Annotated in this window: 13 protein-coding genes; 6 read left to right on the top strand and 7 right to left on the bottom strand. The window is 70.3% G+C overall.

The features are described 5' to 3' along the window. Positions 1-7: 7 nt before the first annotated feature. Positions 8-388 carry a DUF3054 domain-containing protein gene (locus tag DEU37_RS03495; protein ID WP_005051347.1) on the bottom strand — a complete coding sequence of 127 codons (381 nt, stop codon included), beginning with the start codon at positions 386-388 and terminating at the stop codon, positions 8-10. Positions 389-403: 15 nt separating this feature from the next. Here DEU37_RS03495 and DEU37_RS03490 point away from each other — a divergent pair, with 15 nt between their 5' ends. Beyond that, positions 404-1105 (top strand): NADPH-dependent F420 reductase, encoded by a 702-nt coding sequence (locus tag DEU37_RS03490; RefSeq protein WP_396652193.1) that lies wholly within the window; start codon positions 404-406, stop codon positions 1103-1105. A gap of 9 nt (positions 1106-1114) precedes the next feature. Here DEU37_RS03490 and DEU37_RS03485 read toward each other — a convergent pair whose 3' ends face one another. Further along, positions 1115-1477 (bottom strand): helix-turn-helix domain-containing protein, encoded by a 363-nt coding sequence (locus DEU37_RS03485; RefSeq protein WP_121189264.1) that lies wholly within the window; start codon positions 1475-1477, stop codon positions 1115-1117. Positions 1478-1572: 95 nt separating this feature from the next. Here DEU37_RS03485 and DEU37_RS03480 point away from each other — a divergent pair, with 95 nt between their 5' ends. Then, on the top strand, positions 1573-2433 hold the full coding sequence (locus tag DEU37_RS03480) for an NmrA family NAD(P)-binding protein (RefSeq protein ID WP_121189263.1): 861 nt from the start codon (positions 1573-1575) through the stop codon (positions 2431-2433). A 28-nt stretch (positions 2434-2461) separates the two neighbouring features. Here DEU37_RS03480 and DEU37_RS03475 read toward each other — a convergent pair whose 3' ends face one another. Then, positions 2462-3889, bottom strand: a complete 1428-nt coding sequence (locus tag DEU37_RS03475) for an NAD(P)/FAD-dependent oxidoreductase (protein WP_121189262.1) — start codon at positions 3887-3889, stop codon at positions 2462-2464. A gap of 93 nt (positions 3890-3982) precedes the next feature. On the opposite strand from DEU37_RS03475, the gene DEU37_RS03470 reads away from it, so the two are divergent. The 4 genes from DEU37_RS03470 to DEU37_RS03455 are packed head-to-tail and all read left to right on the top strand — an operon-like array spanning position 3983 to position 7172. After that, entirely contained in the window at positions 3983-4807 is an 825-nt protein-coding gene (locus DEU37_RS03470; RefSeq protein WP_121189261.1) for an ABC transporter ATP-binding protein, read from the top strand. Next, complete coding sequence (locus DEU37_RS03465) at positions 4804-5496, top strand: ABC transporter permease (protein ID WP_121189260.1); 693 nt, start codon at positions 4804-4806, stop codon at positions 5494-5496. Before DEU37_RS03470 ends, DEU37_RS03465 begins: the two co-directional genes overlap by 4 nt. Continuing rightward, entirely contained in the window at positions 5493-6206 is a 714-nt protein-coding gene (locus DEU37_RS03460; protein ID WP_121189259.1) for an ABC transporter permease, read from the top strand. The genes DEU37_RS03465 and DEU37_RS03460 overlap by 4 nt, the downstream gene beginning before the upstream one ends. Before the next feature lie 36 nt (positions 6207-6242). Then, positions 6243-7172 carry an ABC transporter substrate-binding protein gene (locus tag DEU37_RS03455; RefSeq protein WP_121189258.1) on the top strand — a complete coding sequence of 310 codons (930 nt, stop codon included), beginning with the start codon at positions 6243-6245 and terminating at the stop codon, positions 7170-7172. A 129-nt stretch (positions 7173-7301) separates the two neighbouring features. Here the strand turns inward: DEU37_RS03455 and DEU37_RS03450 are convergent, their stop codons facing one another. The 4 genes from DEU37_RS03450 to DEU37_RS03435 form a co-directional block, all read right to left on the bottom strand. Beyond that, positions 7302-8618, bottom strand: coding sequence for an LLM class flavin-dependent oxidoreductase (locus tag DEU37_RS03450; RefSeq protein WP_121189257.1), 1317 nt, complete (start codon positions 8616-8618; stop codon positions 7302-7304). Further along, positions 8615-9925 (bottom strand): O-acetylhomoserine aminocarboxypropyltransferase/cysteine synthase family protein, encoded by a 1311-nt coding sequence (locus tag DEU37_RS03445; protein WP_121189256.1) that lies wholly within the window; start codon positions 9923-9925, stop codon positions 8615-8617. Before DEU37_RS03445 ends, DEU37_RS03450 begins: the two co-directional genes overlap by 4 nt. Before the next feature lie 104 nt (positions 9926-10029). Continuing rightward, complete coding sequence (locus tag DEU37_RS03440) at positions 10030-10995, bottom strand: squalene cyclase (protein WP_121189255.1); 966 nt, start codon at positions 10993-10995, stop codon at positions 10030-10032. Positions 10996-11028: 33 nt separating this feature from the next. Further along, a complete protein-coding gene (locus DEU37_RS03435; protein WP_121189254.1) occupies positions 11029-12105 on the bottom strand; it encodes a DNA glycosylase AlkZ-like family protein in 1077 nt (358 codons plus the stop codon). Positions 12106-12122 lie beyond the last annotated feature (17 nt).

The raw sequence follows: 12122 nt of genomic DNA, 5'->3' as shown, positions 1-12122 counted from the left end.
CCTGTGCTCACGCCGCGCGGCGCCGCGTCAGCGCGCGCTGCACGAGCAGCGCGATCAGGCGCCACCCCAGCAGGAACACCGCCAGCACGATGCCCGCGACGATGACGAAGGAGACGGCGATGCCCTGACTCGACACCACGCGCAGCAGCATGCCGCCGGCGAGGGTGACGGCCCACACCGGCAGACCCGTGCGCGCCACCGCACGCGGCGCCCTCCAGGCCCGCGCGATCAGCCAGCCGAGCACCAGAGCCGCCAGGAACGGCCACGCCGTGATCGCAAGCCCCGTCCACACGTCGGAATCGTGGCTCGCCCGCCCGACGGCCGCGAAAGTCACGACCAGCGCGGCGTCGAGGACGAAGGAGAGGAGAACGGAGGCGGATCGCGACATGCCTCCATCCTCCTCCTGTCGAACGGCGGTCTCGGGCAGCGCGTCGGAATGCCGGCGCGGACACCGGGCGTTGCCACCGACATGACGACAGTAGGAATCATCGGAGCAGGACACATCGGCAGCGCACTCGCGGAGGGCCTCGTCGCCCGCGGCTACGAGGTGGTCATCAGCAACTCGCGCGGGCCCGAGACCCTTGCGGACCTCGTCGCCCGGCTCGGTGCGACGGCGCGCGCAGCGACCCCCGCCGAAGCCGCGGAGGCGGCGGACTGGGCAATCGTCACCGTGCCGCTGAAGGCGATCGACGACATCCCGGCCGCCCCCTTGTCCGGCAAGATCGTCCTCGACACGAACAACTACTACTGGGAGCGCGACGGGCACATCGCCGCACTCGACGACAAGCAGACGACCACGACGCAGATGGTGCAGGAGCACCTCGCCGGCGCGCACGTCGTGAAGGCGTTCAACCACATCCCCGCCGCCGCCATCCTCACCGACGGCGCCGCGGCCGGCACCCCGGGTCGCCGGGCTCTCGCCATCGCGAGCGACCATGCGGATGCCGCAGCCCTTGCGAGCGCCGTCTACGACGAGTTCGGCTTCGACACGGTCGACATCGGATCGGTCGCCGAGAGCTGGCGCGTCGAGCGTGACCAGCCCGCGTACGTCGTCCGCCAGGGCGCCGACGAGCTGCGCGCGAACCTGGCCCGCGCGACGCGCTGAGGCATGTCCTCAGCGCGCGACGATCTCGTCCGCGTTGTCGGCGATCCAGGCCATCAGCGGCAGCACTCGTTGCATGAGCTCGTCTCCGCGAGCGGTGAGGGCATATTCGACGCGGGGCGGCACCTCGGGGTAGGCGGTACGAACGACCAGCCCGTCGGCCTCGAGGGTGCGCAGCGTCGAGGCGAGCATCTTCTCGCTGATGCCATCGACCGCTCGACGCAGCTGACCCCACCGGGCCGTGCCCTCGCTGAGCGCCAACAGCACGAGGATGCCCCACTTGCTCATCACGTGATCCAGCACGGTGCGAGTGGGGCAGTTCTCGGTGAAGACCTGGTCGTGCTGGGTCCGGATTTCCGCGAGACTTACCGCCATGTAGGTACCTTACCAAAAAGTGGGTACCCGATCTCAGGAATGCATGGGATGCCGGGCACGGTTCTTCTCCTCGGACCCCAACGAAAGGACCTCCCATGACCATCCTCGTCACCGGTGCCAGCGGGCACCTCGGCCACCTCGTCGTCGACGCACTGCTGTCTCGCGGCGCCACGGCATCCGACATCGTCGCCGGCGCGCGCACCCTCTCCGCGATCGACGACCTCGCCGCACGCGGCGTGCGCACCGTGCACCTGGACTACAATGACCCCGCCACGATCACGGCGGCTCTCGACGGCGTCGACACCGTGCTGCTGATCTCCGGCTCGGAGGCGGGCCGCCGCTACGCCGGTCACAAGAACGTCATCGACGCGGCGGTCGCCGCCGGCATCTCGAAGTTCGTCTACACGAGCGTGTCGAAGGCCACGAGCTTCGACTGGCCGCTGGGCGCCGAGCACAAGGCCACCGAGGAGGCACTCGCCGCGAGCGGGCTGCCCACCGTGATCCTGCGCAACGACTGGTACACCGAGAACTACGCCGTCGACGTGCAGCGTGCCGCCGCGTCCGGCGTCATCGCGGCCTCGGTCGCCGAGGGCCGGGTCGCCCCCGCCGCCCGCGCCGACTACGCCGAAGCCGCCGCGGTCGTGCTCCTGGAAGACGGACACATCGGTCGGATCTACGAGCTCGCCGGCGATGCGAGCCTCGGCTACGCCGACCTCGCTGCCGCCGCGGGCGAGGCCCTCGGACGGGACGTCACCTACGTGCCGGTCTCGCGTGAGGACTTCGTCGCCGCGCTGCAGGGCTCGGGTCTCGACGCCGGGACCGCCGAGTTCGTGGCCAGCATGGAGGACGGCATCCGCGGCGGTGTCCTCGCCGACACCGACGGCACCCTGTCGCGCCTCATCGGCCGCCCGACGACCCCGGTCGTCGACACGTTCCGCGCCGCGCTGGCGGGCTGAACCGAAGGCTCGAGGCGATCGGCCGCGCTCAGACCGGGCGCCCGATCGCCTCGAGCCACCGCAGCCACACCTCGCTGAGGGTGGGGTAGGCCGGCACGGCATGCCACAGCCGGGCCAGCGGCACCTCGCCGACGATCGCGATCGTGGCGGCCTGCAGAAGCTCCGCCGTGTCGGCCCCGACGAAGGTCGCGCCCACGAGCACGTCGCGGTCGGTGTCGACCACCGCCCGCGCCTGCCCGCGATAGTGGGCGGCGCGGGTACTCGCTCCCGCGATGTTCGCGAGGTCGTAATCCACGACCCGCACCGCGAGCCCCTCCTTCTGCGCCTGCGCGGCCGTCATACCGACGGCCGCGACCTCGGGCGAGGTGAACACCACCTGGGGGACGGCGACATGATCGGACGTCGCGACGTGCGTACCCCACGGCTGATCGTCGACCGCGGCCCCCCGCGCCCGTGCCGCGATGACGTCACCGGCCGCCCGCGCCTGGTACTTGCCCTGGTGCGTGAGCAGTGCGCGGTGGTTGACGTCACCGACGGCGTACAGCCAGTCGCTGCCGTGGACTCGCATCGTGTCGTCGACGTCGAGCCACGAGCCGGGCTCGAGGCCTGCGGTCTCCAGCCCGACGTCGCCCGTCCGCGGCACGCGTCCGGTCGCGACGAGGATCTCGGATGCCGTGACCGCTCCGTCTGCGAGCGTCACCGTGACGGTGCCGGCGGCGGCATCCCGCGACACCGCCTCGATCTCGGCGCCGGTGCGCACCTCGACACCGGCCGAGCGCAGATCCGCGGTCACGGCATCGCCGGCGAAGGGCTCCATCCCCCTCAGCAGGCCGGAGCGGGCGAGGACGGTGACGGCGCAGCCGAACGACGCGTAGGCGGTCGCCATCTCACAGGCGACGACGCCGCCGCCGAGGATGACCAGCGACGCGGGCACCTGCTGTGCGCCCGTCGCTTCGCGCGAGGTCCACGGATCGACATCGGCAAGCCCGGGAATGTCCGGCAGCAGCGCCGCCGATCCGGTGCAGACGGCGACGGCGTGGCGGGCGCGCAGGACGACGGCATCCGTCCCGCCCCGGCGCACCGTGACCTCGCGCTCCGCGCTCAGGCGCCCGTGGCCGCGAACGAGAGCGATGCCGGCGCCGTCGAGCCACTCGACCTGACCGGAGTCGTTCCAGTCATGCACGATCTCGTCGCGCCGGCGGAGCACCGCCGCCACGTCGACGGGTCCCGACGGCGCACCGGACAGAGCGCCTGGGGCGTCGGCGGCGTCGGCGCGGGCGGCGCCCGCCCGCAGCAGCACCTTGGACGGCATGCACGCCCAATAGCTGCACTCACCCCCCACGAGCTCGGACTCGACGATCGCGACCGTCAGCCCTCCCTGCACGGCACGGTCGGCGACGTTCTCGCCCACCGGCCCGGCACCGATCACGATGAGGTCGTACTCTGCGGATTCCATCCCCCACGCATACCCGACTGTGACGCCAGATTCCACCCCCTGTCACGGTGTCGGAGGGATGTGGTTGGGTGGATCATCCGAACCGGAGGACGTATGGCGATCGAGTTCCGCTCCGTCACGAAGCGCTTCGCTGACGGCACCACCGCTGTGGACGAGTTCAGCCTCGTCCTCCCCGCCCACAAGACCACCGTGTTCGTGGGCTCCTCGGGCTGCGGCAAGACGACGCTGCTGCGGATGATCAATCGGCTCATCGAGCCGACCAGCGGCGAGATCACGATCGACGGAGAGCCGATCCGCGATCGGAACCCCGTTCAGTTGCGCCGCGGCATCGGCTATGTGCTGCAGGACGCGGGACTGCTTCCGCATTTCAGCGTCGTCGAGAACGTCGCCACGGTTCCGATCCTCAACGGCACGCCGAAGAAGCAGGCGCGAGAGCGTGCGCTCGAGCTGCTGGACATCGTCGGGCTCGATCGTGCTCTCGCCGACCGCTACCCGCGCCAGCTCTCCGGCGGGCAGCAGCAGCGTGTCGGCGTCGCCCGCGGTCTCGCCGCCGACCCCAACATCCTGCTGATGGACGAGCCGTTCGGCGCCGTCGATCCGATCGTGCGCAAAGAGCTGCAGGCCGAGACCATCCGACTGCAGCGCGACCTCGACAAGACCGTCGTGTTCGTGACGCACGACATCGACGAGGCCTTCCTCCTGGGCGATCAGGTCGTCATCCTCGAGAAGGGCGCCCACATCGCTCAGGTCGGCACCCCCGACGAGATCATCGCCGCGCCCGCCAGCGATTTCGTCGCCGAGTTCGTCGGCGTCGAGCGGGGCTCGCGCGCCCTCACCGCGAAGAAGACCGCGCACGGCACCGTGCTCGTGGATGCCGCGGGCCGCGCACAGGGCGTGCTGGTCGACGGGACGCCATGAACTGGGTCGTCAACAACCTCGATCTGATCGGCGGGCTGACCCTCGCGCATCTGCGCCAGAGCGCGATCGCGATCGTCGCCGCCTTCGTCATCGCGCTCCCGCTCGGCTGGGTCGCGTGGCGCTACACGGCCTTACGGGGCTCGGTGCTCACCACGATCGGCCTGCTGTACACGATCCCTTCGCTGGGGCTGTTCGCGCTGCTGTGGGCGGTCTTCGGCATCCCCTACCTGTCGGAGAACAACCTCATCATCGCGCTGACCGTCTACGGCGTCGCGATCATGACACGCTCCGTCACCGATGGCCTCGACTCCGTCGACGCCGCCACCCGCGACGCCGCCATCGCGGTCGGCTACGGACCCTGGCGACGGTTCTGGACCGTCGACCTGCCGCTGGCGGGACCGGTACTGCTCGCGGGTCTGCGCGTCACCGCCACCTCCACGATCGCGCTCGCGACGGTCGGCATCCTCATCGGCGTCGAGAACCTCGGATACCTGTTCACCAACGGCCTGCAGCGGCGGATCATCCCCGAAGTGCTCGCGGGCGTGGTGATCGTGGTGCTGATCGCCCTCCTCTTCGACCTGTTGCTCGTCCTGGCGGGCCGCCTGCTCATGCCCTGGGCGCCCCGCCGCGACGACAGTCGGGCCGAGCGTCGCGCGCTGCGGCGCTTCGCGTCGGAGGGGGTCGCATGAACCTCTTCGTCGACGCCTTCGCGTGGATCTTCTCCCCCGACCGCCTCACCGGCTCGCTTCCCCTGCCCGAGGCGGTCGCTCAGCATCTCGCGTTCACCTTCGGCTCGGTGCTCCTCGCCGCGCTCATCGCCATTCCGGCCGGCTGGGCGATCGGCCACACCGGACGCGGACGGGAGTTCGCCGTCGCCCTGTCCGGAGCGGCGCGCGCGATCCCGACGCTCGGTCTGGTCGTGCTGCTGTATCTGCTGGTGGGCGTCGTCTACAAGAGCCAGGCCGCCGTCGTGGCCTTCGTCATCCTGGCGATCCCCTCCATCCTCGCCGGCGCCTACGCGGGCTTCGAAGCGATCGACCGCTCCACGATCTCCGCGGCGCGCGCGGTCGGCATGACCGGCCGCCAGATCCTGTGGAAGGTCGAGGTCCCGCTCGGGCTGCCGCTGCTGATCGGCGGCATCCGTTCCGCGACCCTCCAGGTCGTCGCCACCGTGACGATCGCCACCTACGTGGGCCTCGGGGGGCTCGGCTTCTACATCATCCAGGGCATCCAGCTGCGCGACACCGCGCAGATCCTCGGCGCCTCCCTCCTCGTCGTCGCGCTCGCGCTCGTGCTCGACGGCGTCTTCGCGCTGCTGCAGCGCATCGTCGTGCCCCGCGGCGTCGCCGGCCGCTCCGCCCGGCCGCGGGCGGCGACCCGGGCTGCCACGGCATCCTGACTTCCTCTCCACAGCACCCAACGAAAGGCACCCCTCATGTCCGCACTGCGCACCTCCCGCTTCGGAGCGCGCCTGGCCCTGGCGGCCACGGCGCTCACCGTCACCGCCCTCGCCCTCACCGGCTGCGGCTCCAGCAGCTCACTCGAGCAGCCCGCCGCCACCGGCGGTGCGACCGGCTCGTCCGAGACCATCACGATCGGCTCCCAGGCGTACTACTCGAACGAGATCATCGCCGAGATCTACGCTCAGGCACTCGAAGGCGCCGGCTTCACAGTGGACCGTAAGTTCAACATCGGCCAGCGCGACGCGATCGTGCCGTCGCTGCAGAACGGCACCATCTCGCTGACCCCGGAGTACACCGGCAACCTTCTGCAGTACTTCGACAAGAGCACCACTGCGACGACCACCGAGGACGTGTACGCGGCCCTCAAGAAGGCACTGCCCGAAGGACTGAGCGTGCTCGACCAGGCCTCGGCGACCGACCAGGACTCGTACAACGTGACGGCGGCCTTCGCGGCGCAGCACAACCTCAAGAGCATCGCCGATCTCGCGAACGTGCCCAACCTCGTGCTCGGCGGCGCGCCCGAACTCGAGCAGCGCCCGTACGGCCCCACCGGGCTGAAGGACATCTACGGCGTCACGGTGAGCTTCAGCGCCACGGCCGACACGACCGTCGACGAGCTTGTCGCGGGCGGCATCCAGCTGGCCGACGTCTACAGCGCCGACCCGAGCATCAAGACGAAGAACCTCGTCACGCTCGAGGACCCGAAGGGTCTCTTCCTCGCGTCGCACGTCGTGCCGCTCGTGAACAGCTCCTTCCCCTCCGACGCGGCCGATGTGATCAACGCGGTCGACGCGAAGCTCACCCCCGAGGGCCTGATCGCGCTGAACGTCGAGTCCAAGGTCGACCAGAAGTCGACCAAGGACATCGCGGCTTCCTGGCTGAAGGCCAACGGCCTGGGCTGAGCCGTCGCGCCGCGTTTCGACTCGTCTGCGTTTCGACTCGTCGCTGCGCTCCTCGCTCAACGACCGGGTACAAACCCCCGGTCGTTGAGCGAGCACAGCGAGTCGAAACGCCGCACCCCCGGTCGCGGCTCAGAACGAGCGCAGACTCGCGCGCAGGCCGCCGTCCGACAGCTCGTCGCGCAGGATGCCGCGGCGACGAAGCACCGGAACGAGATCGTCGAGAGTGCGGTGGATCGTGACCGGGTGCAGGTCGCCCCACAGCAGCACGCCGTCGTTGCCCCACTCGCCGAGTTCCTCGATCATGTCGGCGAACTCTTCGGCGGTTCCGACGAAGCCGCTGCGATCCGAGATGCGCCCGGCTCGCGAGAGGGCGCTCAAGTGGGCGCGAAGGGGCGCCGTCGCGGCATCCCGATCTCCGATCAGCCGGCGGATCGAGCCCTGCGAGACGTGCTCGGCGAACAGTCCCTCCGGCAGCGGGGCGTCCAGATCGAGCACGGTGAGGTCGGTCTCCAGGTCGCTGGACTGCCGTTGCGCGATCACGCGCAACACCGCATCGTCGGGGTGGGCCGACGCCGCCACGACGCGGTCGGCTTCCTCCGGCGAGGAGACGATGACCGGCTGGATCGCGAACATGATGGTGATGTCCGAGGGTGAGCGCCCGCGCTCGAGCGCGGCGGCGTGGATCTTGGCCCGGTAGGCGCGCACGCTCTGCTCGGTGAGAGGCGCCAGGGCGAGCTGGACGTCGGAGTTCGCGCCCGCGAAGCCGAAACCCCGCCCCGAACCGCCGGGTGAGGCGATGACGGGTTCGCCGCGCTCGAACGGCACGGCGTTGAGCGGACCGTCGAAAGCGAAGTACTCGCCGCGGTGGCGCACCGAACGCAGCTTGGTGCCGTCGGCGTAGACGCCGGTCGCGGTGTCGCGCACGAGTGCGCCCTCTCCCCAGGAGTTCCAGAGCGCGCGGATGCCGTCAAGCCATTCCTCCGCACGGTCGTAGGCGGCGTCGTGGCTCAGCTGCGGGGCGTCGCCGAAGTGGCGGGCGCTTCCGGTGTCGGTCACGACGTTGAGGCCGAGCCGGTCGCCGCTCAGATGCTGCAGCGTCGCGAACTGGCGTGCCGCCGTGTAGGGCAGAAAGGCCGCGGGGTTGACGGTCGGGATCACGCCGAGGCGTGTCGTCGCCTGGAAGAGGGAGGGGGCCAGCAGCAGCGGGTCGAGCTTCGGACCGCCGAAGGCGTGCCGCACCCTCAGGTCGATGGTGTCGGGCGAACCGAGCGACGGGGCGTCCTCGATCAGCACGAACTCGAAACCGGCACGCTCCAGCTCTCGCGCCGACTGCTGATAGAGCTCGGGACGCGTCCACTGCCAGTTCCAGTCCAGGTACGGATGGCCCCAGCCGTGCGGGCCGAAGCCGCGCGCGAGGAACCATCCGAAGTGCTGGAGACGGCTCACGCGAGCACCGCGACGGGAACGTCGCTGGCGACCGACAGTGCCTGCGAGAGGTCGTCGATCAGGTCGTGGACATCTTCGATGCCGATCGAAACCCGGAGCGTTCCGGGGTGCACACCGACGGCGGTGCGCTCGGCGTCGGTCAGAGACGCGTGCGAGGTGGATGCCGGGTGCAGCACGAGCGAACGGACATCGCCGAGGTGCGTCATGTGCGTGAAGACCTCGAGAGCCTCGACGAACCGGCGCGCCGTCTCGGCGTCGCCACGGAGGGTGAAGCTGAACACAGCTCCGAACCCGTCTGTGAGGTCTCGCACGGCGAGCTGGTGGTCGCGATGGGAGGCCAAGCCGACGTAGTCGACCGAGGCGATCTCCGGGCGGCTCTCCAGCCACTGGGCGAGGGCCTGGGCGTTGGCGCTCTGGCGCTCGACGCGCAGGCTGAGCGTCTCGATGCCCTGCCCGATCAGAAAGGCGTTCAGCGGCGAGGGCGTGGGCCCGAATCGCGGGGCGACCGACTCACGGGCATAAGCGATGCGCGCGTCCTGTCCCACCCGCTCGAAGAGGCTCGGCGCGCCGCCGCGACCCGGCGCGACCAGATGCGGGTACCGGTGCGCGACCGTGGCGGCGTCGATCCGGCCGCTGTCGACGATCGCGCCGCCGAGCACACTGCCGTGGCCCGCGAGGAACTTGCTCGCCGAGTGGACGACGACGTCGGCGCCGAGTTCGAGCGGCCGGACGAGGTACGGGGTCGCGAAAGTGTTGTCCACGACGAGCACGATCCCGTGCCGATGCGCGAGCGCGGCGAGTGCCGGAATGTCGACGAGTCGATTGCTCGCGTTGGAGATCGATTCCGCGAACAGGGCACGGGTCGTCGGGAGGATGGCGGCCTCCCACGCGGAGAGGTCGTCGATCTCGCTGACGAAGTCGGTCGTCACGCCCAAGCGCGGCAGGTTCTCGCGCAGCAGCCCGCGCGTGCCCTCGTAGATGTGCGTCGAGGCGACGATGTGCTGGCCGGCCTCGAGCAGCGAGAGCAGCGCGACCGTCGTGGCCGCCTGTCCGCTGGCCAGCAGCAGCGCCTGCGAGCCGCCTTCCAGCGCGGCGAGGGTGTGCTCGACCGCGTCGATCGTGGGGTTGCCGATGCGCGTGTACGCGTAGCCCTCTCCGCGACCGAAATGCGCGGCGGCGTCGTCGTACTCGCCGAACTCGAACCCCGCGGTGAGGTAGATCGGCGTCGCGCGGGCCGCCGCGATCGTGCCGTCCTCTCGGCGCGGGCGGTCATGCAGCTGCCGTGTGGTGAATGCTCGCCTGCTCACGGGGTCCTCCTGTCGGCATCGACGGATCGGGCGTCGATGACCGACCCATCGTCGCGGTCAGGCGAGGTGGAGGACCAATCGCGTTTCGTCGTGTGACGACCCGCTCAGATCGAGACCCCCGCCGCCCGCGACAGCGCGCGCAGCGCGAGGAACGTCACCCATCGGGACGGCTCACCGACCGGCACATCGAGCGGGAACCACACCTCTCCGGGAAAGACGTGTCCCTGAAGCCATCGACCATCGCTCTGACCGGCGCGGCGCACGATCTCGAGAGTGTCCGCGGCACGCGGATCGAGCGAGATGCCGTCGTGCACCGCTGCCGCGGTGACGTGGTCGGCCGCCTTCAGCGCGCTGAACGGCGCACGGTAGGGGTATACGAGCAGGTCCGTCCACGCCCCGACCTGTTCACCGGTCGACAGGCGAGTGCGCAGACGCCGGGCGAGCAGGTACTCCTCCCCCCGCCGCCGCGAGGCGGCCACCGAGCTGTCGCCGGTCAGTTCTTCATAGGCCAGCAGACCGCGTACGGCGTTGATCGTCGAATGGAACGAGGAACGCACCGAACCGTCGACCCACTCGCAGTTCCATCCGCCGTCCTCCAGCTGATGGGCCGGGAACCATGCGGCCAACGGCGTCATGTCGCGCCCCAGCCACGCCCCGTTCGCCAGCGTCATCGCGTTGATGCAGACATCGACCTCACCGTCCCAGTACGGCAGATCGTCGTACTCCCAACGGGCGCTCTCGGCGAGCCGGTCCGCCGTGTCGCCGAGCACGGCGGCATCCACCCCCCACTCGCGCAGTGTCGTCAGTGTCCAGGTCGTCGCGGTGTACGGCTGGCCGGGCATCTGATCCTGCGCGGCGAAATCGAAGCCGCCCGGAAAGAAGGCGCCACCCGCCCACCGCCCGTCGGGGTCCTGGTAGGAGAGCAGGCGCGCGCCGTCGCCCTCGAGGGCGATCCGCGCGCGCGTCGCGCGCCACACGTCCGGGGACGCACCGAGAAGGTCGCGTTGCACCTGCCAGCGCAGCGTCGGGTCCGAGTCGAGCAGCCAGTCCCGAACGGTGCCGTCGATCATGCGCTCACCCCTCTCTCAGCGGGCCCGCGTGCGTCACCGCGCCCGTTGGACGGGAACACCGAGCCAGTCGGCCAGATCACCGATCTCGGCATCCACCATCTCGCGCTCCTCGGGTTCGAGCTCAATGAACTCGTGCACGGCCGTGACGACGAGGTTCTCCTTCTTCTTGTCGAGCTCTGCATCCAGGAGGCCGACGAAGCGATCGCCCACGAGGATCGGGTGCGCGAAGTATCCGTAGCGACGTTGGGTCTTGGGCTTGAACTGCTCGAGCACGAAGGAGAACTCGAAGAGCTCGGTCAACCGTGGACGGTCGAAGAGCATGCCGTCGTAGGGGTTGAGGATCGCCACCCGACCGCCCGCGTCGTCGTCGAGTGCGGCGAGCGCGGCCGGATCGACCCGCCACGACCACGCCGAACCCTCGACCGTGGCGGGTTCCCCGGCCGCGCCGACCGGGGTCCATCGCGAGTTCTGTCGTGCGATGCCGGCGGCTTGCAGCCGGCGCTGCTGCAACACGTGCGCGGCCTCGTCGGGATCGATCGCGGGCACGCCGGCGTACACCCGCTCGCCGAGGTCCCACACGCGCTGTCGCCCCTGGCGGCCGACGACCGCCGCCTCGCCGACGTAGGAGAGAAGATCGAGCATCCGCGGCACCTGGTTCGAGCCGTACCAGCCGGCCTCGTCTTTGTGCGCGACCTGGCTCGTGTCGTCGATCTGGCCGGCCAGCAGCGGGCCGTCGGCCCGCAGGCGTGCAATGACGTCGGCACGGAATCGCGCATTCGCCTCCAACCACCCGGCCGCCTGCGCGCGGAACACCCGCGCGCGCATGCCGGCGAGCAACGCGGGCTTCAGGGATGCCGCGTGGAACTGTCCGTCGAACTCGAACAGCGCCCGGTCGTCCTCGACCGCCTTCGTCAGTTGGCCGGGCTCGTAACCCCACCCGATCCGGCTGAACGGAATGGTCTGCTCGGCGGGCGCGATCGTCGCCGTGGGATCGATCTTGATCGACCCGAGCTGTTCACCGACTTCGACGACGTCGCCCGGACGGTCGGCGTCGAGCAGCTGCGCACGCACCGCGATGCGACGCGCCTGCTCCCGGCTCAGGTGATGCATGCCGCGAGCGTACTCGC

The organism is Microbacterium sp. AG790 (assembly GCF_003634765.1).
GTDB lineage: Bacteria > Actinomycetota > Actinomycetes > Actinomycetales > Microbacteriaceae > Microbacterium.
This window is presented reverse-complemented; position numbering and strand designations above follow the sequence as displayed.